This window comes from Microcoleus sp. Z1_A1, assembly GCF_036700305.1.
GTDB lineage: Bacteria > Cyanobacteriota > Cyanobacteriia > Cyanobacteriales > Microcoleaceae > Microcoleus.
In genome coordinates, this window is the sequence record NZ_JAUBOR010000007.1 from 84,406 (window position 1) to 107,606 (window position 23,201).

Below are 23,201 nucleotides of genomic sequence, written 5' to 3' on the forward strand. Positions count from 1 at the left end.
AACAACGCACTCGTTTAGGAGTTTTGGAGAATTATGGAGAGTACACAATCTACACTTGGAGAGTTTAAACAATCATTAACCAAATAAATGTATTGTAGGCTACAGAATTTTAGGTTTTTTTCAGAAAGGTCGATCGCACCAAGCGCACACAACCGCAGGATTTCAGTTTAACAGGACGCGGGGCGCTCAAACTAAGGGCGATCGTACTCGCATAGGGCATAGGGCATAGGGCATAGGGCATAGGACATAGGGCATAGGGCATAGGGCATAGGGCATAGGGCATAGGGCATACCTCACTTTCTTAAGAACTGCTATATGATAAATAAAGTCTGGCAACTCTTCTAAAAGTTGGTGCGACAATTTGCCGTAGAAATCTTTACGAGATTTGGGAACTTATTAAACTGTTATAGCCGCAGTTTATTGAGCATAAATGAGTAAGTTGATAGTTTTTATTTAACTGGTTGGTAATCAGAAGACTTCAGAGTATGAGCCAAAAAGCGTTCTGTGTAGTACAAAGCTAATTGATTGCTCGGCCCATTAAAAACTGCATCAAAAGCGTGTTCAGCCCAAGGAATTTCGAGCAAAATAGCCGGTGAAGCGAAGCTATCCCGTAGGGAATCGCCCGTGGCTCGCAATCGTTGGTAGAGCGATCGACCAAACTTGGGCTGAACGATATGGTCGCGACCTGCATAAACCAGTAGAGAAGGGGGAAGATTCGGTTTAATATAATTGATGGGAGAAGCCCGACGGTAAAGCTCGTTGAGTTCGTCTGGCGTTCCTCCCAGAAAGGCACGCAAGACGGCTCGAACATTTATGGCATCAGGAAAAGGTGGGTCATTGTATCCCCGGATCAGGTCATTTGGCCCGTAATAGTTGACCACGGCTCGAACTGGAAGCACACTAGAATTATAAGCAGTTAGCATTGCTAAATGGGCACCTGCAGACCTTCCCATCAGAGCAATGCGATCGAGATCGATGTCCCAATCAGCAGCATGAGTTTTGATATAGGAAAGAGCGGCTTGTACGTCCTCAAGCTGAGCAGGAAATCGATACTTGGGAGCGTGGCGGTAAGCAATTGCAACCACACAATAGCCTTGGGCGGCCATATAACGGCTGAATTCCTCATTGGAATCGGGATTGCCTCTTTGCCAAGCTCCCCCGTAGAGTGTGATAATCGCCGGATATTTGCCAATTTGCATCGGCCGGTAAAGGTTTAATTGTAGTGAAACTCCGTCAGGTTTGGCAAATCCAATAGCCCGATCGATCCTAACCTCTCTGATGGGAATTCCTCGGAAGGCATCTGCGAGGATAAACGGTTGAGGGCGTAGCTGCGCGCGATGGGCTTGAGGAAGGGCTGCTAAATAGTTTTCCCCTAAAACTGCTTGCATTTGGGTAGCTATCGCTGTATTGGCTGCTGGGAACTGAATCAGGGGAAGCAGGCCCAGGATGAGGGCGAACAGGTTACAAATGAGTAAAATAATGTAGACTTTGCCTTGATGCCGTCTGAGCAGGTTCAGCAAAAGGGCGATCGTATTGATACCAACCAACCAAGGACTGATTTCTGGTGCTCCCACCGCCAAAGGGTACAGGAACATCGTGGGTGCTGGTACGATGATCCAGAGACTGAGAAATAGGGCGATCGTACTCAGGAACCAAGAAATAAATGGCGTGACTAAGAATGCTGCTAATAAGGGTAACTTTTTGCGGTTATTCTTGTGGATCATCGGATTTTCGCAGCCTAACTTTTAATCAGTTTAAATTAATCTGGTGGTTTTTATTGGTAATATCATGTCCGGTCGAGCGACCGCGATTTTTGTAGGGGCGGGTTCACCAACAATACCGGCCAATAATTGACCATCTCAAAAACCCGCCCCGACCGGGATATTAGAGTTAATTGATCGGACATGATATAAGTCGATCGCCTCTGGCATTACCAAACCAGCAGCTTCATTGACTCCGACATCCTGCGGCGAGCGAAAATGCTTTGCATCGTTCTATTTTCTTCTTTGGGGTTGTTCGCTGTTTCTGGGAATGTTAAGCTGAGGTTGTCCCGCTAAACTAGCTTTATGGGCTGTTATATCATGTCCGATCGATTGACCATAATATCCCGGCCGGGCGGGTTTTTGAGATTGTCAATTATTAGCAGATATTGTTGGTGAACCCGCCCCTACCTGATTTCGGGCGAAGCGAAGCGGAGGGAATCGACCGGACATGATATTACTCATCAAAAGTTTGGCTATTATTCCAATTTTGGTATTTAGACAGGACTTAGGCACGGGTGTCGAGAAACCGGGTTTTTTTACGAGTCTACTTCTTCGTGGCGCTAGGCGATTCCCAATAAAAAAACCCGGTTTCTTTACTGACTCGTTAAGCCTCGAAGTTTATCTCGAAAATAACAGAAGCTTGGTGACAAATTCTTATCTACGTCCATGTGGGGAGGAATATTGTTAGCCCAGTTTGTCTTCTCTAAACCAATTGCTTGCCCACCTTGTTGAGATAAGTTTTGTACACCACCGGAAAACACCGCCTCAGCTAACTTCTCCCATGTACCACAGATACTATCATTGGTGTAAGAATTTAGGACTGCTTCTTTTGCTCTCGGATAAGCTGCCTTAACTGCTGCTAAATCGCCTAGATACCATGCTTCTCCTTCTTCAATTGCTATGCAAAATTGCGTCTTTGGCGGAGGATTACACTTATCTACAATATCTAGTAGTTCTTTGCGAAACGTACTGAGGCATCGGTTATCTAGATCGCAAATTACAATGAGGACAAAAGAGTAATCAGGACAGTCAGATAATGTTTTACCCCATCCTTGAACAATTTTCGGAAGTAGGTCGAGCAAAATTCGTTTTTTTGCATCAGAAGTAGAGTTTATATCTTTAGGAACCTTATGCCCAAGTCCTTTGTAAGAACTGATCTTAAATGTGTGTTCGGTGCTAATAATCTTTGGGATAAGAATTTCAAGAGCCGTTTTTCCAGAAATATCCTCGACAAGTATCTCAAAGTGCATTTATTCACCTTTTATCTAGATAATCGCTGTACCAAAGTCCGCCAAGGGGCAATCCTTCAGAAACAAGGTTATTAATGAGAGGGTCTTGGCTAGCTCGTCTGATTGTAGAAAAACCATCCTCGCCCTTTTCAAGTACCCAAACCTCTTCAGGGTTAAGAGCATCTACAAAATAGGGTTGATGTGTTGTAACAAATACTTGCGATCTTTTTCGAGCTGTAGCGTGTTCTCGAAATTCTCGGACTAGAGTTTCTAAAAGCTTATGGTAAAGTCCGTTTTCGGGTTCTTCTATGCACAAAAATGGCGGTGGTGAGGGGTCTTCTAAAAGAAGGAGATAGGCAAATACCTTCAGTGTTCCGTCTGACATTTGTTGAGCATAAAATGGTTCTTGAAAACCTCGATCGTTGAACTGCAGCAGAAGTCTACCGTCTGGACTTTTAGCGGTGCTAATCTTTGCCACGCCTGGAATCTTACTAGATATTTTTTGCAGAATTGATTGGAATTTCTTAGGATGCTCTCTCTCCATAAATTGAACCACATTTCCTAGATTATCTCCATGAATATTCAAATGTTTTTGTGGCCCAGCCAGAGGTAAGCTACGGGCAGCGTCTGGTGTGAAATAGCTGAGATACCATCCTTCGATAAATCTACGAAATGCGGAAATTCTTGGGTGTTGTTTGAGCGCTCCCAAAGTAGCAATTCCCAGTTTTCGCTTGTCGTCAAGTTCAACTATTTCCTTTTCTTTACTTTCTTCTGATCTCTCACCTATTTGGATTTCTTCTATTAAATTGTTTACATCAAATTCTCCTCGATCTTCATCAACTAGCTGACCTCCTTCTTCACCTTTCCATGCTAAGCCCTTACCTTCATTCAGAATCAAAAAAGAATAAGGTTGTCCTTTTTTTTCGTTTTTTCTCCGTTGTCTAAGTCTTTCTTTTTTTACATACGGTCTTTCAGAAGAGTCAAGGTCTATTGCCAAATCATAGGTGATTGGTCGAGCGTTACGATCCTCTTTATAGTAAATCTGAAACTCAACACTTCCCTTTTGTCCTTGCGATCGAATTCTCTCAAAACCTCCCCGCCCACGGGCATCACAGGCTTCTTCGACTCCCCCTTTTAAGCAGTCTGCAAGAAAGCCAAAAGTGTCAAAAAGCGTGCTCTTCCCAACACCATTTTTACCGATAACGGCTGTCATTGGCGTTAGTTCCTCGGCATTTTGCGTATTCCACAGCTTGCCCATAGTAATATCACGCAGCGAGCGGTAATTTATTACCCTAAATCCTTCTATTTTTGCCACTTAAGTTCCTCTGCTTCATTAGGAATGTTATAAGTTACTCTAACCATATAACAATTCAGTAACTCTAACATTATACTTGATTTTACTTAAGCCGATCGCCCATAATGCTCGGTCTTAACCCACTCGGATCGCAGTAGTTGTTCTGGATAATCTCCTAGCACATAAGTTGGCGGTGATTGAACCGTTGATGCAAGCGGCTGGTTAAGCGTGTCCTGAATTTATCACCCTCCCAGGATCGATCGAATAAACATTACTTAATTTTTGCTTTTGCGGCCCTAGATTCCACTGTGAATCCTGGAATATCTTGCAGTTCAGTTTCGCTCAAACTGTACTGTTCGCAAACCAAACTCAAACGAGTGCCGGTACTTTTAACGGCGTTGACAGAGTGAGTCAAATCTCCTTGAAAATAGATTAGCGAGTTGGCTTGTGGCTTAATCTGGCCGACTTGCTGTTTGTTGCGCCGCAGTATCAATTCTCCTCCTTGCAAGTTCGGCGGTACTTGCACGTATAAAACGCTGACGGCTGCGGGAGGTTCAACTGTTTTGCAGTACGATCGCAAAGATCGATCGATATGCGGATCGACGCGGGAACCTTCACCCAGCAACAAAGGGTTGAGGTAAAAAGCATTGCATTCAGGCAGTAATGCTTGGTCTAGATAGGGTTTGAACAAAGGGAACCGCCGTTCTACTTCGGCGATTTCCGAACGTTGAAACACTACGGAAAACCCTTTTGTGCCAATGAAATCGCGATTGAGGTTGTTGATTGCTAGATAAGGGGAGGCTAGAATTGCTCCTCGCAAGTCGTTGAGGTAGTCGATCGAGAAAGCGTTAGGATGTTGACTATAGTATTTCAAGGCACTCAAAAATCATCAAAGTTCAAGGAAACAGCAGATAGAAATGTAGCAATCGCTCAGACTTGGGATTGCTTCGTTTCTCGCAATGAGATAATAATGTTTATTTGTGTCCGCGTACTTAAGTCAAAGGTTTTTCTTAACTGCGGGCGATCGCCCGGAAGTCTCGCAACCGACTAGCAACGGCAGAATATCAGTATACAGGCGATCGTTGTGGTGATTCGATTATATTTGCAGTTTAATTATACATGATGCTGCTGGGAAGCCGATCGCCCATTTATTTTAACTTGTCCAATTGCAGGGGCGATCGCAATTTCCGCGATCGCATCCGGCCTCTGTTTTATCACCGATTTCTTGAGTTTGCTAGCTGGAAAACAGATGCGTGTTGCTGGTGTATAGGAAACATCTTGCTAAAACCAGCAATCCGTGCATTAGGTAAAACTGCTGGGAGGGCGATCGACAATATCTAACTGGCGAGAGAACGTTAATAAAGTTTACAATTAGAGAATGTGGTCTAAGAAATACCAGCAGTCGCAACAGTTACTCAGTAATTATTTCAGATTAAATTAACATTTCACAGTGGAAAAAAGCCAAGCTGCCAGCTATAATTAAAGAGTAAGGGAAAAAAAATAACTCGCTGAAACGATAACGATATGGCAACAACATTGTACGAAAAAATGGGTGGAGAGCCAGCCATTAAAGAGATAGTCGATGATTTTTACCGCGATGTTTTGGCTGACGAGATAGTGAGCCACTTCTTCGATCATACAGACATGGAAAAGCAGCGCCGCCATCAAACTGCTTTTATCTCCTATGCCCTTGGCGGCACCAAGCAATACTCAGGCCGTTCAATGGAGAAAGCACACGCAGGTTTGAATTTACAGCCTGAACACTTTGATGCAATTGTGAAGCATTTGACCGATGCAATAGTTGCCCACGGCGCATCCCAAGAGGATCTCGATGAAGCGCTAGGTAAGATCGCGACTTTGAAAGAGGCTGTTTTGTACAAGTAAGATCGAGTGAATGCAACTGGGTTTTTGCAGCCACTAGAATAGTGATAAAAGTGGAGATTTCGTAATTGTGAAGCGAAAGCTCCACTTTGTTTTTTGCCGGATATAATGAACCGCTTTCGAGGCGAAGGAAGTAGCCTGTAGGGTTCGTCAGCTCGCTCACTTATTAGGCAAGAAAAACGCTGCGGCCCGTGGCACCATACAATACTATTTTAAATGCGTAACAGCTTAAGTAGATTTAGTAAAGTACAGTAATTGTTCGGCCATCCATGAGAGCGACGCTGATTGTTTCTTCGGTGAAGTACAGGTTTTTAACTCTATCGCCGGCAACCTCATGCCACCGCATATCCCGTATGAGGGCGGGCGTTGGGCGGTTGAAACCCCAAGACAATCTGATCTTTCCCAATCCCGGCTTCGACTAGCTCATTTGTAATCCCATCCTCAATGCCATCGCGTTGAATCCAAATTTTGTCATCAATAATTTGGACGTGAGTTATACATCCATGCACTCGCCGTTTTTGCTGCCAACCCACATCAAACAGCATAAAGTGATTGCGATCGCGATCGACAATTAAGTGCTGATCGATTTCTCCAAAAGAATAGGGAATTTCTGCATACTTTCTTAAAATGGTCTCGATCGTTTGCCGATAAAACTCTAAGTTATCCATCTTCTAACCTCCGCTGTGTTCGCATCAAAAATTAGCAATTTTAAGTGATTAATTTCAACCATTAATTGTGGCAGCTCCTCTGAAAAAAAATCTAAAAACACGCTTTCTGGAATGGCTAAGTACAACAAACGCGCCGAATTCTGCCGCTCCAAAACTTGTGAATACATGATGTATTGACCTAGCGCCTGCTCCAAATCATGTACGGGTGATGGGCCGATAAAGCTTTTCACCTCCACTGCAATCCGCTGACCTTCTTTCTCTGCTGCCAATAACTTCTGTGCACCCAAATCTATATAAGCCGAGCGTCCTCCTATCTTCAAGGTTAAGGGATCGTTAGTAATCGTCCAACCATCATTTTCTAGAGCCGTTCTCACCGTATTGTGGTAAATGTCTTTAGCCATCTTCAGAGTACCTCATCCAACTTAATGTCGGCTCCTTGTCGCCCATTATACCCTGGCTACGGGTGGGGAATACTCAGTTTGGCTATAGTTCAGCCTTTTGCCAGATGACAACCCTTAACTGCTCATAGCAAAATCGATAATATTTCGAGTCAGAGTGTATGCCGCAATACTTCGGAAAACTCCAAACAACCGAACAGCCTTGGTCAATTATTGGCTCTGTACAATCGATCGATAAAACCGATTCCCTACGGGATAGCTGCGCTTCACGCACAATTCACTTCAACTGTACCAATTCCTCCCTAAACATCAGCATCCTCGCACCGAATTTAATCCGAGTGCGAATGTCCCCAAACCCCCCCCAACTAGGGCGGGCACGGGGGCACCGCCCCTACAAGGGGGAGGAAGAAATTATAGACCAACCCCCCCTTAATAAGGGGGGGCTAGGGGGGGTAGAAAGCCGATCGCACTCAATAACAGTCCCTGACGAAGAGTGGGAAATTATACCATTTGAAGTGCGAGAAACAGACGAAAAAATAGAAATTGAAACATCACAAATATTGATTTCCGTAAAGCGCGATCGCACTTCCATCGAATGCTTCGACAAATCGGGAAAACCCTTTGCTAGCGACTGCGATCCCAGTATGGGATGGCGCACCGGCGCAACCGCAGGCTGGAAACGCATCGAAGCAGACGAACACTTCTACGGTTTCGGCGAACGCACCGGCTTTCTCGACAAACTCTCCGAAGTCAAGACAAACTGGACAACCGACGCCCTCGACTACAATTCCCTCACCGATGAAATGTACCAGGCGATCGCATTTTACATCGCCATGAATCCCGATCGCGCTTACGGCATTTTCTTCAACACTACATTTTGGAGTCAATTCGACATCGGCGCCGAAAAACCGGGGGTTTTGCGGATGGAAACCAGAGGCCCGGAACTCGATTACTACATTATTTACGGCCCGGAACCCGCCCAAATTCTCGCCACCTACACGCAGTTAACCGGCCGGATGCCGCTTCCGCCAAAATGGGCGCTGGGATACCACCAATGCCGCTGGAGCTACGAATCCGAGGACGTTGTGCGCGAGTTGGCGAAGGAATTTCGCGATCGGGCGATTCCCTGCGATGTCATCCACCTCGACATCGACTATATGCGCGGCTACCGCGTTTTTACCTGGAGCCCGAAGCGTTTCCCCGATCCCGCGAAACTGATCGCAGACTTGAAAGCAGCGGGTTTTAAGGTTGTCACGATAGTCGATCCCGGTGTCAAGTACGAACCGGAAGCAGATTATGAGATATTCGATCGCGGTGTGGAGAATGACTATTTCGTTCGCACCGCAGAGGGAAAGCTATTCCACGGTTACGTTTGGCCGGACAAAGCGGTGTTTCCCGACTTCCTGCGGCCGGAGGTGCGCCAGTGGTGGGGCGAATTGCACAAAACTCTGACAGATGTTGGGATTGCGGGGATTTGGAACGACATGAACGAACCTGCGATCGCCGAACGGCCTTTTGGTGACGGCGGCGAACACATCAGCTTTCCCCTGGATGCACCGCAAGGCCCGGAATCCGATCGCACAACTCACGCGGAAACCCACAATTTGTACGGTTTAATGATGGCGAAAGCTTGTGCTGAGGGGTTGCAAAAAGTGCGATCTGGCGAGCGATCTTTTGTGCTGACGCGATCGGGTTTTGCGGGCGTTCAGCGTTACTCGTCGGTGTGGATGGGCGACAATCAATCGCAGTGGGAACACTTAGAAATGTCGCTACCAATGCTTTGCAATATGGGGCTTTCCGGCGTGGCGTTTGTCGGTTGCGACATCGGCGGTTTTGCGGGGAATGCAACCGCCGAAATGTTCGCGCGGTGGATGCAGGTGGGGATGCTGTATCCCTTGATGCGCGGTCATTCGGCGATGAGTACGGCGCAGCACGAACCGTGGGTTTTTGGCGATCGCACTGAGAAGATTTGCCGCGAATACATCAATTTGCGCTATCAGTTGTTGCCTTATATTTACACGTTGTTTTGGGAAGCTGCGACGACGGGAACGCCGATTTTGCGACCGCTACTATATCACTTTCCGCGCGATCGCACAACTTATCACCTTTACGATCAAGTATTACTCGGCCCGTCGCTGATGGCTGCACCTGTTTACCGGCCGGGAGTTGAGCATCGCGCCGTGTATTTGCCGGAGGGGACTTGGTACGATTGGTGGACGGGTGAATGCTATCAGGGCCCGATGCACATTTTGGCTTATGCACCTTTGGAGAGAATGCCGCTTTACGTGCGGGGCGGGGGCATAATGGCGATCGAACCTGTGAGGCAATTTGTCAGCGAAGAACCGCTTGAGTCATTAAAAATGCGAATTTGGCCCGGAAGCGGTGAATGGACGCTTTATGAGGATGACGGACACAGTTTTGAGCATGAACAAGGTGTCTGGGCAACGACTAATTACAAGGTGTATTTGGAAGGGGAAAAAATCATCGTTGAAATTGCCGCGCGCGAGGGTCAATTTTTGATATCAGAACGCGAAGTTATTGTGGAAGTTGTTGGCGTTGGCGAACAACGATTTACAGATGACGGAACGGTGCGGCGTTTAACATTTGGATAGTTTGATATTTCTGAGATGTTGCACCATTCTCAATAAGGTTTTTATGGGCGGGCTCTCCTGCCCACCCCACAAGAAATTCATTCTTTGTGGAACAGGCCAGACAGCAATACTTCGACAAACTCAGTAACCTTATCTTTTCGGTTTGTCAAATGGCTGAACGAAAATTGGGACGTATTCTCGACTTACAAAGCTAGTTTGGGCTTTATTTGGGATTGAAATTTGTTTAAGTCCCGCTAACACGAGAGTAGAATTATGAGGAAATAGGATTTCGGTAACCATTGGTTTGGCTGAGCTTTTCTCTTCTCTACCAAAAGTTTATGAAGTGGTGATCGCATTTTTATCACCATACTGCTCATCAGTAGGTGTTAAAAGGTGGGGCGCGAGTTCGGCAAATCTATCTAGATATTGAAATAGGATTCTGTAAAAAGTTCTAGTTGCTTTGATTCTGCTTCTTCTATTAATTTCCCCTTCTGTTTACCCTCACCAAGAGGTTTAACAAATCCATCCTTACCCCGCTTTTCCAGCAATCCTGTATATAAAAACCATGTGAGCATTCTACTGGTATAGTCCTGTGAGGTTTTAGTGCTTACAGGCTTTTTACTCGGATATATATCAGCTATTAATTTCTGCACTCCCCATCTTGTCATAGTTTTGTGATGCTCTAGTTTCCTATATATCTCTTTAGTAACTGCATGGTTTTTTAATCGCTCCGCTAAATATTCAGTGAATTCCTTATCTGATAAATTTGACAAATATGGTTCAACTACTACTCTATCCCCTTCAAAAGATACCATATTAAAATTTTGAAAATCCAAAATAATACTTTTGGTAGTTTCTTTTGAATGCTCAGTTTGTATACTTAATTCCTCAAGAGTTATACCTGGCAAGTATTCTTTTGTTAATAATTTAAAAATTTTTAATACAGTCCCAATGGGATTTCGGATTCTGTAGCTCATGCTCTCAACCTCCCAGGTTGGAAATAGACACAACTGTACGGGTTTTTCCTGCTGGTAAAAACTGCGATTCAATAATATTTCTTCTAGCTGGGAACGTTTTGATAAATCACTCACTGAGAGAATTGACAAACCCGAACCCTCAAACTTTTGAGGATTCTGGGTGACAATTGCACTTACATTCATCTCAATTGCACAAGCTACCTCCATTGCCGATTCAAAATGCCTGATAGGTAATGACCTTGCTTTCTCTTGAATACCGGGGTTAACAGGGCAGACTTTTATATGAAGTTTTTTAATGTTTAAAACAACTTCATCAGCAATTGGTTCACCATTCAGGTCCCTTAAATAAGAGTGAATTCCATTTAAACCGCTCTCAGTTATGTACCCCTGAACATGAGGAAGTTTAAGAATCTGCCAGCAATTTTCCGCATCTTCTACAAATTGACTACGATTTAGCAAAGCCTCCAATATGAGGCTTGGATCGACTTGAATCTGCATTATTCATATACCTCTTGCTTTTCAAACTCCCCCTTCGTTTCAGGATTAGCTGTTTGGGCGGGTTTGTGGGTATTTAACATCCTTCGCAAATCTTCTAATGTAGGCCGTTTTGCATTAGGCTCTGCGGGTTGAGTCTCTACGACATACTCGATCAAGTCTTCCGCGCTACAGTCAAACAGCTTGCAGACCTTGACAATCCTTTCTATCCATTCTATTCCACTTCGTCCTTTCTCCCAGTTGGCGACTGTGTTTTCCGTTACTCCAAGCAGTTGTGACACTTCTAACTGGGTCAACCCTGCCTGCTCACGGAGTTGAGCGAGCCTTGGGACTGGCTTTGTACGTTCCATAAGTCGTTTTTCTCCACGCTGATCAGAGTATAGCACAAATTTGCCTAAAAGAATTTGGGCAAACCCCTTGACAGCCTAAATTTTTTTGGGCAAAATAGGAGTATCCCTGCTCCTAGAGGCACGACCTCACAAAATCGTGTCGAGCTAAGGGAAGACAAGTAACCACCCTATGTAATGGAGCCAATTATGGGTAATCCCAGCTTTGACATATCAAGTTTGCAGGATTTTAAGCCAGCAAAGGCTCACTGCCAGAAATGCTACGGCCTGCACAAGGTCATCCCTCAAAATAAGAAGCAACAGATTCAGTGTCAAATTTGTGGTGTTCAATATGTTGTTCATGGTCACGCCCAAATAGAGAAATTTCGCTCCCATTTCAAAGAGCGGGGTCTTTATATTGAGTTGAATGACAATGTGAAACATATTGAGCGACTTGGATCTATCGCAAGTCGTTTACGGCAATACAAGCCAGATTATTCGCCTATCAATGGATTATTGGAAGGACTGAACCAAGCCCAAAATTTTGTCCATTTCACAACTTTTGGCACTTGCAAGGAGATTCTGGGCTATTTGAAGTACGCAGCACAGAAGGTTAAGGTGCGTGGCATTGTATCTATACCTTCCAACCAAGAAAATTGGCTTTTGCCTGAACTGGAAAACTACAAAAACGAAGCGCCGAATTTAGAAATTAGGATTGTTCGCAGTTCAAACTGGCAACAACTACCTCATCAAAAACTGCTGGTGATTGATGGTTTGGTAGCTTTCACAGGTGGCGCTAATCTCACTCTAACTGGATGGCGTAAAGCATATCGGGGATACGATCACGTAGAGGTTATAACTGATCTTGACAAGGTGATTGAACTACATAATCGCCTATTCTCACCCCGTTGGGCAGAATTGAGCAATTATGGCGACACGATAGCTATTGGTAATGAGCTGATTGACGATAATGCTGCTTGAAATAAGAGTGCTTGCCGTTAGTATTCTTTGTTTGGCACAGGCCTCATGCCTGTGTCAAAAACAGTTTAAATTATTAAGTAGGTGGGTAAATAAACCTTTAAACACCTTTTCTCTGGCGATCGAAGCGTTTGGGAGAGCGATATCTTTTCGGTTTGTCAAATGGCTGAACGAAAATTGGGACGTATTCTCCGCTTATACAGCTAGTTCGATGCTCTGTTTGGGTTTGAATTTGTTTAAGTCCCGTTAAAACGAAGCTAACCAACTCAACTTCTAAATATTAACCAACAGTCCTCTTTAGAGGACTTTAGCTATGAGACAGGGATTTAAATCCCTGGCAGCCTAATTGTTAGGAAACCCTATTACTTGACAACTACTGTTACAATATACCGTCCGGGGATGAGTAGACCAGACACCTACCCACAAATAATGCAACCCATCCAAATTACCACATTCCAAGCTCTGTGGCGCAGCTTGGGCATGATAATCAAAGCCGCACCAATTGAACTCCGCAATTTAATAATACTCAACATTATCAGCGGTGCTGCCCCATCGGTCGTGCTTTTTTTAGATAAATTAATCATTGATGAAGTATCTCGGTTGCTGTCGCAAACCCAAACAGCACAGCCCCTTGCTTTGATGCTTTCCCGACCAATATTGCTGTGGAGTATTGGCGGAGTCTTAAGTCTTAGGTTAGTCGGCGATGCCCTAGACACAATGAGTTCTTTTGCAGCGACATCTTTGCGCGATCGCGTTCAAGGCTTTGTCGAAGGAAAAGTCCTCGAAAAAGTCGCCAATTTCGACGATATTGCCCTGTTTGAAAACCCGGAACTATTAAATATAGTAGAACTCGCAAAAACCGGAGTATTCAAAATACAGCAACTAGCATTTACCATCAGCATGACCATCACGGGAATTTTTATATTTATTCCATCGATAGGCCTTGCTGCTGCAATAGCTTGGTGGGTGCCAGTGGTGATGTTGATTTCATCCTGTCCCTCAATTTACATCCAAAGAAAATATAGCAAAATCATCTGGAGAGTTCAAAGAAAGCAAGCTAAAATCAGCCGCGAGATGAACTTATCCGCTAGAGTCTTGACGGGCGAAGAATATGCTAAAGAATTGCGTTTGTTTGGGTTGCAGGAACTTTGGTTCAAACGCTGGCAGGATCAGTTTTTGCAATTTTTTAGCGAGATGCAGCAAATCCGAAAAAAAGGAGCAATTGTTTTACTTTTGTGGTCAGTGTTTAGTAGAATCGGAGTAGCTTTGCCCTTTGTTTATGTGGTAATGGGAGCTTTGGGTGGTCGCTATACTTTGGGAGATTTGGCGCTGTATTCGGGTTTGATTGTTCAGGTGGAGCAAAGTTTGCAGTTACTTATAGGCAATTATGCTAATTTGTACGATATTTCCCTCGGTGTTACTCCGATTTTTCAACTTTTGGAACTCCAACCAGAATTGCAGTCTCCGCTTGGGGATGTAGCATCTCGCCTGCCTAGTTTACCAGAAGGCGGGCAAGATTCCCCCCCCACAAAAGATAAAATTGGTATCGAGATGAAGCATTTATCTTTCTGCTATCCCGGTAGCAATAAAAGCACAGTTGAGGATATCAACTTAACGATTAATCCGGGTGAAATGCTAGTGCTTGTAGGTGAAAATGGCGCGGGTAAAACCACCCTTGGCAAACTCCTCGGTCGCCTGTACGACCCGACAAGTGGTACGATCGACTGGAACGGCAAAGATTTGCGATCGTACTCTCTAGCATACGTGCGATCGCGCATCGCCGTCGTCATGCAAGATTACGCCCGTTTCCCCTCCACAGTTCGCGAAAACGTCGGTTTCGGCGACTTGCTTTCACTCTCAGATGACACCGCAATTAATGAAGCTATTTCCGAAGCAGGAATTAGCGCCAAAGTAAATAGTCTTTCCGCAGGTTTAGAGACTCCGTTGGGGAAACAATTAGAAGACGGCATAGACTTATCGGGGGGACAGTGGCAAAGAATTGCGATCGCCCGCGCCTTAATGCGGCTTTCTACAGCCGAAGTGCTCATTTTTGACGAACCAACCGCCGCCCTCGACCCCAAGACAGAACACGAAATTTACAGCATCTTCCGCCAAATAGCCGCCGGGAAAACAACCATAGTCATCAGTCACAGATTGGGCTTAGCAAAAATTGCCGATCGCATCGCCGTCATGGAAAACGGTAAAATAGCAGAAATAGGAACTCACGACGAATTGATAGCATCAAACGGAATTTACTGCTCAATGTTCACCCGTCAAGCTAGCAGCTATATTTAGAGTTAAACAAACAGTCCGCCAGGGGTTAAAACCCCTGTCGAGAGAGCGAAACTCGGTTGAAACCGACTGGGGAGATATTGCAATGCTTGTTCAAAAATGTGTCTTTCAGTCCTCTTTGAGAGGACTTTTGCTATGAGACGCGGGCTTTCAACCCCCGGCGGACTTGTGGGTTAGCGTGGGGAATTTGGCGCGGGTGATTGCGATCGATTATCGCGGATTTGCGCTCTAATTTCTCTCGTTAGGTGGCGAGAAACCGAGTTTCTGCGACAAGTTTCAGTTGAGTACGAGAAATATCGGAAGAAACCCGGTTCCTGGGATTAGCTGCGTGGCGAGAAACCGGGTTTCTGCGACAATTTTCCGCCTCGCACGAGAAATATCGAAAGAAACCCGGTTTCTGAGCGTGCGATCTTTTTGAGAAAATTGTCAGAAAGTGCGAGTTATAATAAAACCAAGCTAGTTGGCGATAATATCAACGATGGAAACTATAACTCTCAACCTACCTGCATCCGTCGCTTTAACCGACGAACAATTTTATCAATTGTCCATCGCTAATGAAGAGTGGCGATTAGAACAAACCCCCGAAGGAGAACTAATTATTATGCCTCCAACAGGCGGCGAAAGCGGCATCAGAAATTCGGATCTCAACCTGGGACTCGGTTTGTGGAATCGTCAGACTCGATTGGGAAAAGTCTTTGACTCTTCCACTATCTTTCAATTACCCAACGGTGCGAAGCGTTCCCCTGATGCTGCTTGGGTACTCCTAGAACGTTGGGAAGCATTATCCGCAGAAGATAAGCGCAAATTTCCTCCCCTGTGCCCGGACTTTGTAATAGAATTGCGTTCGCAAAGTGATTCCCTAGAAACATTGCGGGCTAAAATGCGGTATTATCGAACTAACGGCTGTCGCTTAGGTTGGCTAATTGACCCCCAAACGCCTTTAGTAGAAATCTATCGCTTGTCTGAAGATGTAGCAGAAGTGATTAATTTCTCTTTTGACCAACCGCCTACACTTTCGGGTGAAGATGTACTTCCCGGATTTCTTCTAGATATTACACCTATTCTCAATCCTTGAATCTAGATCGAGAACTGTCGCCCAAGTTGCGAAAAACCGGGTTTCTGCGACAATTTTTGGTTGAGTACGAGAGATATAGGAAGAAACCCGGTTTTTGGGATTAACTGCGTGGCGAGAAACCGGGTTTCTGCGACAATTTTTGGTTGAGTACGAGAGATATAGGAAGAAACCCGGTTTCTGAGATTCTTGTGCCTCCAAAAAGTCGATCGCAAATTATCTCCCCGTCAACGTATCCGCATAAGGATCGGGCAAAGCTTGCTGCACCTCCAAAAGCGGCAAAGGATCTCCAGTCAACGGTTGGCTAATCAAATTTTTTTTTACCCCATCCCCCTTGCGATCGCGCTCTTGCAAATGCGATAATTCCTCTTGATAAACCGCAAGAATTCGCGCCAAACTCGCCGCCAAATCATCCCAATTCTCATCTCCTCCCAACTTCTCAGAAATTCCCTCAAATAACTCTCCCGCTTGCCTTTTTTGAACATAAGCTTTCAAAAGCTTTCCCGACTTTTGCAAAACGGCCTGATAAATATCCCCATCAGACCACCACAGCCCCTGTTGACTCAGCAGCCAAGTCAAAATATACTCGCGAGCGTGTTGCTCCTTCACCCAGGCCGCGAGATACTGCAAATCTTCCATAGTTACAACAGTCTCCTCAATTTTCCTCAAAATGTCCGCTTGTTTGTATCTACCGTTACCGCGATCGACATAATACCTGCCTTATCATCACCTGTCGGCGTCATTAATATCCCTTAAATCTTAAAAAAACCCTACTGATTTACCAAACAGCAATTCTGAGAATATAAAAATAAACCTAAACCTCCTAGGTCTATTGTCCAATACTTTTAGTCCACCGGAAAGCGCTACACCCCGCCTCGCTTTCCTCTCTCGCAAACCTATCATCAAGCGGGAACAACCAGCGGGTTATTAGCATGACAAAGCAAAATTTTGGTTTAATCGGTCTAGCAGTGATGGGCGAAAACCTAGCGCTCAACGTCGAAAGCAGAGGCTTCTCCGTGGCTGTATACAACCGCACCGCAGCCAAAACCGACGACTTCATGGCCAAGCGCGCCCCCGGCAAGAACATTGTAGCCGCCAAGACTCTGACAGAATTCGTCGATATCCTAGAAACCCCGCGCAGAATCTTAGTCATGGTGCAAGCTGGGAAACCCGTAGATGCAGTCATCGACCAGCTCAAACCCATGCTGTCACCGGGCGACATGATTATTGACGGCGGCAACTCGCTCTACGACGACACCGAACGCCGCACCAAAGATTTAGAATCGATCGGACTGGGATTTGTCGGCATGGGAATCAGCGGCGGCGAAGAAGGCGCGCTGAATGGTGCTAGTTTGATGCCCGGTGGCACCCGCACTGCTTACGGCCTACTAGAGCCAATTCTCACCAAAATTGCCGCTCAAGTAGATGACGGCCCCTGCGTCACATTCATCGGCCCTGGTGGCGCTGGCCACTACGTGAAGATGGTTCACAACGGCATTGAGTACGGTGATATGCAGCTCATTGCTGAAGCCTACGATTTGCTCAAAAACGTTGGTGGATTGAACGGCCAGCAGTTGCAGGAAGTTTTTGCCGAATGGAATACCACAGACGAGCTCAACTCGTTTTTGATTGAAATTACGGCTAATATTTTCAAGTACATTGACCCGGAAACTAAGCAACCCTTAGTTGAGGTAATTATGGACGCAGCCGGTCAGAAAGGTACGGGCCGCTGGACTGTAATGAGTGCTTTGGAATTGGGCGTGAGCATTCCCACAATTATCGCTGCTGTGAATGCCAGAATCATGTCTTCTTACAAAGACGAGCGCATCAAAGCTTCCCAAGAACTAACCGGGCCTAGCGGCAAGTACGAAGGCGATACTAAAGAGTTTGTGAATAAAGTCCGGGATGCGCTTTACTGCTCGAAGATTTGCTCCTACGCTCAAGGCATGGCGCTGTTGAGCGCGGCATCGAAGTCCTACAATTACGACTTGAGTTTGAGCGAAATTTCCCGAATTTGGAAGGGTGGCTGTATCATTCGGGCTGGCTTTTTGGACAAGATTAAAACAGCTTTCAAGGACGATCCTACGTTGCCGAATTTGCTGTTAGCGCCGGAGTTCAAACAGAGCATTCTCGATCGCCAATCGGCTTGGCGAGACGTGTTAGCTACTGCTTGCCAACTGGGGATTGCAGTGCCAGCATTTAGCGCCTCGCTGGACTATTTTGATAGCTACCGACGCGAAAGATTGCCACAAAACCTCACGCAAGCTCAGCGTGATTATTTTGGGGCTCACACCTACGAACGCACCGACAAACCGCGCGGTGAATTCTTCCACTCTGAGTGGACGCAGACTGCTAAAGAGTCGCTGCAAACCGGTACTACGGACTAATTAATTTTTGTAGGGTGCGTTTCGGCGCACCTTACTAATTTCGGATTTTGAACCGCTTCATCCGTGGGCTCGCCTCTCAAATCTAGAATCTAAAATCTAAAATTCATTGACGTTTGTTTTTGAGATAGGTTTTAATATATTCGTCGTTAAAGAGCGATCGGGCGATCGTCAGTGCTTCTTGTCTTTCTGCGTCTGTCATGTAATCATCGCCTTTTATACCTGATGGCGGGTGTCGAGGATCGCCGCCTGCATCGAGGAATCGCTGACGTGCGATCGCCATTAATTCTCCCAATCTGCGGTCTTGTTCTCTTCTAATATCATGCGGTTTCGTCATAGTCTTCCAGCTCGTCTATACGAATAATCTCGCCACTTTGTAGTATAGCAGCCCTTGGTAAAACTCGACTAGGGGTTTCGATGTACCAAAAGCCCTTTTCTTCATCATATATTCTCCAGATGAGCAAGTCGAGAGTTTCCAGGGCATTGATAATTAAGTATTGAACTCCTGATGATGGCATAGGTTGATGTGTAGTTGAGCCTGTACTGAGCAAATCTGGTACAATTATAACTACTCCTTTAAAATAAATGTAATTTTATGAAACCTTTTATAGTGAGAGCAGCAGCCGTTTTCAGTGATATTGCAGCATTGGTATTTGATAAATTAACAGAAGAAGATCAAAGAAAACGTTTATTAGATAGTGGTATTCTGGAAGTGGATGAAATGACTGGTAAAGAGTTTGAAATATTTCTCAATATCCATTTTAGGAACTTGGGTTATAGTGTTACTTTAACTCAAGATAGTCAAGATTATGGGGCTGATTTAATTTTATACAAAGATGGCTCAAAAACCGTGGTTCAAGCCAAAAGAAGCAAAAATCCAGTTGGGATTAAAGCAGTTCAAGAAGTAGCAGGAGCCGTCAGACATTACAAAGGAAATAAAGGTAGAGTAATCACTAACAACAGATTTACAGAAAACGCTTGCAAACTTGCTCAATCTAACGATGTAGAGTTATGGGATCGAAAAAAACTAATTGAGTTTATACTCACAGCTAAGAATTATCAATAAATCATGTTACAAATTTCTAATACTGTGTTCATTCCTGATGGCGAAATCGAGATTAGTGCGATTCGCTCTCAAGGCGCGGGGGGGCAAAATGTCAATAAGGTGGCGAGTGCGATTCACTTGCGCTTTGATATCCCAGCTTCCTCATTGCCCGATCGCTACAAGGAGCGTTTGTTGCAAATCAACGACCAGCGCATCACCTCCGAAGGTGTGATTGTCATCAAAGCTCAGGAACACCGCAGCCAGGAACAAAACCGGGAAGAGGCTTTGAGACGGCTGCAAGAACTGATTAAAAGTGCGATCGTCATACCGAAAAGGCGCAAACCCAGCAAAGCGACTCGTAGTTCCCAGCGCAAGCGTCTCGACAGCAAAACCAAGCGAGGGCAGATTAAAGCTATGAGAGGGAAAGTCACGGAGTGATTGATAATCTCAATTCCTATTAAAATTAGGATATAATTGTAGGTGATGATGGTTAGTTTTAGGAAACGGCAATGACAACTACTGCAAGTAACGAGCCGACGCTAGCCGATGTTATTGAAAAGCTAGACAAGCTATCGGCTGAAGTTGAGAAATTATCAACTGATGTTGAGAAAACTAATGACAAAACCGACAGATTCAATGACAAATTCGATAACTACCAGAAAGCTACCCAATGGGTTGTGCAACTTGCTTTCACTTTGATTGCAAGCGCCACTATCACGGTGATTATCACTTCTGTTTTTCGTAAGTAATACCAAATCCTACTTTAATATCCTCTTTATAACTTGCTTGTTAGATGCCCGACTTCTTGAAGAAGTCGGGCATCTAATCTGCTTTTTTAGGTTGGTCTAATTAGAACCAAGCAACAAATGTTGTCAGTCGGGATTTGGTGGGCCTAAGTCGTTAGGTAAATCGTTAAGCGTTTTTCCCAAAGCTTTGCAAAGAGCTTTCATTTGAGCAATGGTCAGTTCGGGTTCGTCTAGTCCTCGTTCCCATTTGCTAATGGCTTGCTGAGTTAAGGTTTTTGTGCGAGTCTTGTCGGGAATTTGTTTTGCTAACGCGGATTGTGATAAACCAACAGCCTCCCGCAAGATTTGCAGTGCTGGTATATCTTTCGACTCTTGAGTTTGTTTCTTTCGGGGCATATCATAGAAAATTCACAACCAAAGTTGTTGACAAATCGCTAAAATACAACTAAGGTTGTTTAAGATAGAGACAACAGAAAGGCGGCTCCTTTAGCCGGACGGTGGAAACGCTTTGGTTTAGCGAGCTGCCTTATTTGTAGTTTCTACCCATTATGCCTGCATACCCTTAGTATTTTCCGGGCTTGGGTGCATGACTCAAGCCCCTTTCCCTAGACATGGACAAACCCCTGCGGGTTAGTTATCGTTCGGTGAGGACTCACGACTTGGTAAGTCATCGGGAATTTTGGTTACGTCTAATCCTAAAACCTCAAACATAGTTTTTAGAGAAACCTGGTACAGGTTAGCCATAGCAAGTATGTTTTCAGCATTAGGTAGGGCCTTGCCTAATTCCCAGTCAGCTTGTCTTCGCTCGGAAATTCCGATTTTTTCTTTGACTTGAGGGCGTGTTAGTCCAGCTTGTTCTCTGAGTAGTCTCAATGGAGACTTCTCCTTTTCTTGTAAATCTTCTTCTATCATGGGACGAAATATTCATGAAGTTTACGTCTTAACAAAGGCTTGAATAAGACGTAAACTTCATGTTAGTAGGCAAAACAAAGGCCGCTCAACGAGCCTCCAAGGTCAAAATGCAGGTGTCAACTACCCAGCATCAAGCGGAGTACCGCCGGAGATGTGGGCTTGTATCTGAGCTCCACCGCAATTCCGAGAATCTTTGCAGAATCTCAGCTTTAGTTTCACGGCCCGACACATTAGGGGATGCTGACAAGCTCCCCGTACTCGTCCAGTCCTGCCGGACAAGCAACGTTCTCATGGCAATATTTCGCGCACCCACCAAATCAGCATGAAGCTCGTGTCCGCAACATTCACAGCGAAACAATAGCCCTTTTTTTGGTCTATTGCCTGCTGATGTGTGTCCGCACTTTGGACAGCTTTGCGAAGTATAATGAGCTGGGACTTTAGTAGCTAAAGAGCCGTTCAAATTAGCTTTGTAGTCAATATAGCCGTGCAATTCGGCAAACGACCATTTAACTTTATTTCGATTAGCTCTTCGCTGTTTCTTGCTAGCCTTTTTACCAGACTTGGACTTAATTCTCTCCCGAACTCCGGTTAGGTTTTCCAGTCCAATCAAAGTATTAGGTTTTGCAATATCCTTGCTAATTTGGTGGTTCACGTCAGCGATAAACCGTCTTTCTCTTCCCGACAAAGCAATTAGTCTGCGCTTTGCCGAACGAGTGTCTTTACGCTGAAGAGTTTGTCTAGCTTTATGATAGCGGTTGGCTTTATGTCTAGCGTCGGAACCTGAGTAGAAATTCGACTTGTTTTGTAAGTCTGTTTCTACGGCTAAGTAGCGCATCCCCACGTCAACGCCAGAAACTCTAGTTATTTTCAGTGGGTCGAGTTCAGGGGTTTCTACCTCAATACTTACCATCAAATAGTAAACCTTAGAGGAACGCTGATAGACAATTTTAGCTGCTCCAAACTTGGAACCCTTGGCAATCAAATCCAGATGCTTGTTGTAGCCATCATACGAAACTACTATTCTACCAGCTAGGGTAATAATACTCACCCTCTGCTCGGATTTGAACGAGTAGTCGCGCTGATAATTCAAGGTACAGGTTCGAGAAATATACTTAGGGGGCTGGTCTAGTCCTTTGTACCTTTTCTTGGTGTATCCTTTGGCAATAGCATCGTTAGATTGTTTTACCTTAGTCCAGAGTGTTTTGTAGGTTGCCGACACTTGTCTGGGTACATTGCAAGCCATCTGAGCGCCCAGCCCAAATCGAACACGCAATTCGTTGTAAACAGCCTTTTGCAACTTAGCGCCATTGCTGGTTTTGTTCGCATCAAAAGCAACTCGCGAAGTATGATTCAAGGCATCGCGATAAGCCAAGGTAGTCTGAGACACCAAACCTTTGTGCTCGGCATTCAGGTTGAGTTTTAGCTTGGCGGTGATTATTTGAGGCATTACTTTCACGAAGTCTGAGAAAATTCTATCTCGTGAACATGGAAAAAGCAAGTGGTGTAGCAAAAATTATTTGTTCGCTCATCGACCGCCCCGAACTTTCCGACACATAAAGTCATCGGTTTGGTTCGGGACGGCTCTCCTGGCTCACGCAAATTCCTCCCGACGCTCACCTAGGTACAGGTAGAGCGCGGGACTCCTTTTGGTTTAGTTGAAGAACCGCCTTATTTTTCGTGTCTATCAATTATGCCTGCATAGCCAAGCGTATTTTCGGGGGTTGGGCGCATACCTCAAGCCCCTTTTTTCTCAACGCCGAGGAGGTGATGCCATGTAAAAGGTCGATCGACCTCACAGGACAGCCCAACTCAAAATTGTATCAGCAGTAATAATTTTTTAACTGTTGGTTTAATTTAATTGCTAATTCGGCCCAAAGCTCTCTGGAAGTTCATCGATTTTTTCTATTTTTAGTTCTCGGCAAATAGCTTTCAACTGAAAGAGAGAAAATTTTGGTTCTGTGGCTCCAGATATCCATCTATGATACGTGGCCCGGGGAATCCCGCATCTAAAAGCAAACTCATCTTGTGATAAGTCTGTTTTGTTGATTCTTAGGGCTTCCAATGGTGAATTGCCCTCCTGTCTTCGTTCTTTTCTTGATGACATTGTAACATAAATCTCAAATTGAGATGTCATACTTGACAAAGTTAAA

25 protein-coding genes are annotated in these 23,201 nt (G+C 45.0%); 10 read left to right on the forward strand and 15 right to left on the reverse strand.

Annotation, left to right across the window (positions count from 1 at the left end):
• Nucleotides 1-449: 449 nt before the first annotated feature.
• The 4 genes from QT973_RS06560 to QT973_RS06575 all read right to left on the reverse strand — a co-directional run bounded on the left by QT973_RS06560 (nt 450) and on the right by QT973_RS06575 (nt 5,160).
• Complete coding sequence (locus QT973_RS06560) at nt 450-1,724, reverse strand: alpha/beta hydrolase (RefSeq protein ID WP_333340286.1); 1,275 nt, start codon at nt 1,722-1,724, stop codon at nt 450-452.
• 632 nt (nt 1,725-2,356) lie between these two features.
• Nucleotides 2,357-3,013, reverse strand: a complete 657-nt coding sequence (locus QT973_RS06565) for a DUF4276 family protein (protein ID WP_333055554.1) — start codon at nt 3,011-3,013, stop codon at nt 2,357-2,359.
• Nucleotides 3,014-3,017: 4 nt separating this feature from the next.
• The gene (locus tag QT973_RS06570; protein WP_333055555.1) at nt 3,018-4,307 is read right to left on the reverse strand and encodes an AAA family ATPase; all 1,290 of its coding nucleotides are present in this window, start codon (nt 4,305-4,307) and stop codon (nt 3,018-3,020) included.
• Nucleotides 4,308-4,557: 250 nt separating this feature from the next.
• Nucleotides 4,558-5,160: a 2OG-Fe(II) oxygenase gene (locus QT973_RS06575; protein WP_333208048.1), complete on the reverse strand. Its 603-nt coding sequence runs from the start codon at nt 5,158-5,160 to the stop codon at nt 4,558-4,560.
• Between the two features lie 245 nt (nt 5,161-5,405).
• Between QT973_RS06575 and QT973_RS06580 the strand changes: the two genes are divergently transcribed.
• On the forward strand, nt 5,406-5,627 hold the full coding sequence (locus QT973_RS06580) for a hypothetical protein (protein WP_333055557.1): 222 nt from the start codon (nt 5,406-5,408) through the stop codon (nt 5,625-5,627).
• A gap of 183 nt (nt 5,628-5,810) precedes the next feature.
• Complete coding sequence (locus tag QT973_RS06585; RefSeq protein ID WP_333055558.1) at nt 5,811-6,170, forward strand: group 1 truncated hemoglobin; 360 nt, start codon at nt 5,811-5,813, stop codon at nt 6,168-6,170.
• Between the two features lie 329 nt (nt 6,171-6,499).
• Here QT973_RS06585 and QT973_RS06590 read toward each other — a convergent pair whose 3' ends face one another.
• Together QT973_RS06590 and QT973_RS06595 are read right to left on the reverse strand one after the other, a co-directional pair.
• Nucleotides 6,500-6,835, reverse strand: a complete 336-nt coding sequence (locus QT973_RS06590; RefSeq protein ID WP_333102648.1) for a XisI protein — start codon at nt 6,833-6,835, stop codon at nt 6,500-6,502.
• Nucleotides 6,823-7,236 (reverse strand): element excision factor XisH family protein, encoded by a 414-nt coding sequence (locus tag QT973_RS06595; protein WP_333102649.1) that lies wholly within the window; start codon nt 7,234-7,236, stop codon nt 6,823-6,825. The genes QT973_RS06590 and QT973_RS06595 overlap by 13 nt, the downstream gene beginning before the upstream one ends.
• Nucleotides 7,237-7,394: 158 nt before the next feature.
• Here QT973_RS06595 and QT973_RS06600 point away from each other — a divergent pair, with 158 nt between their 5' ends.
• The gene (locus QT973_RS06600; protein ID WP_333390968.1) at nt 7,395-9,845 is read left to right on the forward strand and encodes a glycoside hydrolase family 31 protein; all 2,451 of its coding nucleotides are present in this window, start codon (nt 7,395-7,397) and stop codon (nt 9,843-9,845) included.
• Between the two features lie 398 nt (nt 9,846-10,243).
• Here the strand turns inward: QT973_RS06600 and QT973_RS06605 are convergent, their stop codons facing one another.
• Both QT973_RS06605 and QT973_RS06610 read right to left on the reverse strand, forming a co-directional pair.
• Nucleotides 10,244-11,299 (reverse strand): PIN domain-containing protein, encoded by a 1,056-nt coding sequence (locus tag QT973_RS06605; RefSeq protein ID WP_333390971.1) that lies wholly within the window; start codon nt 11,297-11,299, stop codon nt 10,244-10,246.
• Complete coding sequence (locus tag QT973_RS06610; protein ID WP_333115285.1) at nt 11,299-11,646, reverse strand: helix-turn-helix transcriptional regulator; 348 nt, start codon at nt 11,644-11,646, stop codon at nt 11,299-11,301. The genes QT973_RS06605 and QT973_RS06610 overlap by 1 nt, the downstream gene beginning before the upstream one ends.
• Before the next feature lie 186 nt (nt 11,647-11,832).
• On the opposite strand from QT973_RS06610, the gene QT973_RS06615 reads away from it, so the two are divergent.
• From QT973_RS06615 to QT973_RS06625, 3 genes are all read left to right on the forward strand, one after another.
• Nucleotides 11,833-12,603, forward strand: a complete 771-nt coding sequence (locus QT973_RS06615) for a phospholipase D-like domain-containing protein (RefSeq protein WP_333115283.1) — start codon at nt 11,833-11,835, stop codon at nt 12,601-12,603.
• Nucleotides 12,604-12,966: 363 nt separating this feature from the next.
• On the forward strand, nt 12,967-14,895 hold the full coding sequence (locus tag QT973_RS06620) for an ABC transporter ATP-binding protein (RefSeq protein WP_333390974.1): 1,929 nt from the start codon (nt 12,967-12,969) through the stop codon (nt 14,893-14,895).
• A 475-nt stretch (nt 14,896-15,370) separates the two neighbouring features.
• A complete protein-coding gene (locus QT973_RS06625; protein ID WP_333055566.1) occupies nt 15,371-15,967 on the forward strand; it encodes a Uma2 family endonuclease in 597 nt (198 codons plus the stop codon).
• 213 nt (nt 15,968-16,180) lie between these two features.
• Here QT973_RS06625 and QT973_RS06630 read toward each other — a convergent pair whose 3' ends face one another.
• Complete coding sequence (locus QT973_RS06630) at nt 16,181-16,603, reverse strand: hypothetical protein (protein WP_333055567.1); 423 nt, start codon at nt 16,601-16,603, stop codon at nt 16,181-16,183.
• 293 nt (nt 16,604-16,896) lie between these two features.
• On the opposite strand from QT973_RS06630, the gene gnd reads away from it, so the two are divergent.
• Nucleotides 16,897-18,351, forward strand: a complete 1,455-nt coding sequence (gnd, locus tag QT973_RS06635) for a decarboxylating NADP(+)-dependent phosphogluconate dehydrogenase (protein WP_333055568.1) — start codon at nt 16,897-16,899, stop codon at nt 18,349-18,351.
• 103 nt (nt 18,352-18,454) lie between these two features.
• Here the strand turns inward: gnd and QT973_RS06640 are convergent, their stop codons facing one another.
• On the reverse strand, nt 18,455-18,685 hold the full coding sequence (locus QT973_RS06640; RefSeq protein WP_333055569.1) for a hypothetical protein: 231 nt from the start codon (nt 18,683-18,685) through the stop codon (nt 18,455-18,457).
• Complete coding sequence (locus QT973_RS06645) at nt 18,669-18,866, reverse strand: hypothetical protein (protein WP_333055570.1); 198 nt, start codon at nt 18,864-18,866, stop codon at nt 18,669-18,671. Before QT973_RS06645 ends, QT973_RS06640 begins: the two co-directional genes overlap by 17 nt.
• A gap of 77 nt (nt 18,867-18,943) precedes the next feature.
• On the opposite strand from QT973_RS06645, the gene QT973_RS06650 reads away from it, so the two are divergent.
• From QT973_RS06650 to QT973_RS06660, 3 genes are all read left to right on the forward strand, one after another.
• Nucleotides 18,944-19,414 carry a restriction endonuclease gene (locus tag QT973_RS06650; RefSeq protein WP_333208036.1) on the forward strand — a complete coding sequence of 157 codons (471 nt, stop codon included), beginning with the start codon at nt 18,944-18,946 and terminating at the stop codon, nt 19,412-19,414.
• Between the two features lie 3 nt (nt 19,415-19,417).
• Nucleotides 19,418-19,831, forward strand: a complete 414-nt coding sequence (gene arfB, locus QT973_RS06655) for an alternative ribosome rescue aminoacyl-tRNA hydrolase ArfB (RefSeq protein WP_333055572.1) — start codon at nt 19,418-19,420, stop codon at nt 19,829-19,831.
• A gap of 71 nt (nt 19,832-19,902) precedes the next feature.
• Nucleotides 19,903-20,142, forward strand: a complete 240-nt coding sequence (locus QT973_RS06660; protein WP_333208032.1) for a hypothetical protein — start codon at nt 19,903-19,905, stop codon at nt 20,140-20,142.
• A 123-nt stretch (nt 20,143-20,265) separates the two neighbouring features.
• Here the strand turns inward: QT973_RS06660 and QT973_RS06665 are convergent, their stop codons facing one another.
• The 4 genes from QT973_RS06665 to QT973_RS06680 all read right to left on the reverse strand — a co-directional run bounded on the left by QT973_RS06665 (nt 20,266) and on the right by QT973_RS06680 (nt 23,185).
• On the reverse strand, nt 20,266-20,535 hold the full coding sequence (locus QT973_RS06665) for a helix-turn-helix transcriptional regulator (RefSeq protein ID WP_333038826.1): 270 nt from the start codon (nt 20,533-20,535) through the stop codon (nt 20,266-20,268).
• Nucleotides 20,536-20,769: 234 nt separating this feature from the next.
• A complete protein-coding gene (locus tag QT973_RS06670; RefSeq protein WP_333055574.1) occupies nt 20,770-21,051 on the reverse strand; it encodes a helix-turn-helix transcriptional regulator in 282 nt (93 codons plus the stop codon).
• 130 nt (nt 21,052-21,181) lie between these two features.
• Entirely contained in the window at nt 21,182-22,498 is a 1,317-nt protein-coding gene (locus QT973_RS06675) for a transposase (protein ID WP_333208030.1), read from the reverse strand.
• Between the two features lie 414 nt (nt 22,499-22,912).
• Nucleotides 22,913-23,185 carry a helix-turn-helix transcriptional regulator gene (locus QT973_RS06680; protein ID WP_333038831.1) on the reverse strand — a complete coding sequence of 91 codons (273 nt, stop codon included), beginning with the start codon at nt 23,183-23,185 and terminating at the stop codon, nt 22,913-22,915.
• Nucleotides 23,186-23,201 lie beyond the last annotated feature (16 nt).

Excerpts from the sequence above, each read along its gene's own strand:
- QT973_RS06560 (WP_333340286.1), bottom strand. The coding sequence starts at position 1,724 with ATGATCCACAAGAATAACCGCAAAAAGTTACCCTTATTAGCAGCATTC.
- QT973_RS06680 (WP_333038831.1), bottom strand. The coding sequence starts at position 23,185 with ATGACATCTCAATTTGAGATTTATGTTACAATGTCATCAAGAAAAGAA.
- arfB (WP_333055572.1), top strand. The coding sequence starts at position 19,418 with ATGTTACAAATTTCTAATACTGTGTTCATTCCTGATGGCGAAATCGAG.
- QT973_RS06630 (WP_333055567.1), bottom strand. The coding sequence starts at position 16,603 with ATGGAAGATTTGCAGTATCTCGCGGCCTGGGTGAAGGAGCAACACGCT.
- gnd (WP_333055568.1), top strand. The coding sequence starts at position 16,897 with ATGACAAAGCAAAATTTTGGTTTAATCGGTCTAGCAGTGATGGGCGAA.
- QT973_RS06675 (WP_333208030.1), bottom strand. The coding sequence starts at position 22,498 with ATGCCTCAAATAATCACCGCCAAGCTAAAACTCAACCTGAATGCCGAG.
- QT973_RS06565 (WP_333055554.1), bottom strand. The coding sequence starts at position 3,013 with ATGCACTTTGAGATACTTGTCGAGGATATTTCTGGAAAAACGGCTCTT.
- QT973_RS06645 (WP_333055570.1), bottom strand. The coding sequence starts at position 18,866 with ATGCCATCATCAGGAGTTCAATACTTAATTATCAATGCCCTGGAAACT.
- QT973_RS06650 (WP_333208036.1), top strand. The coding sequence starts at position 18,944 with ATGAAACCTTTTATAGTGAGAGCAGCAGCCGTTTTCAGTGATATTGCA.
- QT973_RS06640 (WP_333055569.1), bottom strand. The coding sequence starts at position 18,685 with ATGACGAAACCGCATGATATTAGAAGAGAACAAGACCGCAGATTGGGA.
- QT973_RS06595 (WP_333102649.1), bottom strand. The coding sequence starts at position 7,236 with ATGGCTAAAGACATTTACCACAATACGGTGAGAACGGCTCTAGAAAAT.
- QT973_RS06585 (WP_333055558.1), top strand. The coding sequence starts at position 5,811 with ATGGCAACAACATTGTACGAAAAAATGGGTGGAGAGCCAGCCATTAAA.
- QT973_RS06610 (WP_333115285.1), bottom strand. The coding sequence starts at position 11,646 with ATGGAACGTACAAAGCCAGTCCCAAGGCTCGCTCAACTCCGTGAGCAG.
- QT973_RS06615 (WP_333115283.1), top strand. The coding sequence starts at position 11,833 with ATGGGTAATCCCAGCTTTGACATATCAAGTTTGCAGGATTTTAAGCCA.
- QT973_RS06605 (WP_333390971.1), bottom strand. The coding sequence starts at position 11,299 with ATGCAGATTCAAGTCGATCCAAGCCTCATATTGGAGGCTTTGCTAAAT.
- QT973_RS06665 (WP_333038826.1), bottom strand. The coding sequence starts at position 20,535 with ATGCCCCGAAAGAAACAAACTCAAGAGTCGAAAGATATACCAGCACTG.
- QT973_RS06660 (WP_333208032.1), top strand. The coding sequence starts at position 19,903 with ATGACAACTACTGCAAGTAACGAGCCGACGCTAGCCGATGTTATTGAA.
- QT973_RS06625 (WP_333055566.1), top strand. The coding sequence starts at position 15,371 with ATGGAAACTATAACTCTCAACCTACCTGCATCCGTCGCTTTAACCGAC.
- QT973_RS06600 (WP_333390968.1), top strand. The coding sequence starts at position 7,395 with ATGCCGCAATACTTCGGAAAACTCCAAACAACCGAACAGCCTTGGTCA.
- QT973_RS06590 (WP_333102648.1), bottom strand. The coding sequence starts at position 6,835 with ATGGATAACTTAGAGTTTTATCGGCAAACGATCGAGACCATTTTAAGA.
- QT973_RS06580 (WP_333055557.1), top strand. The coding sequence starts at position 5,406 with ATGATGCTGCTGGGAAGCCGATCGCCCATTTATTTTAACTTGTCCAAT.
- QT973_RS06670 (WP_333055574.1), bottom strand. The coding sequence starts at position 21,051 with ATGATAGAAGAAGATTTACAAGAAAAGGAGAAGTCTCCATTGAGACTA.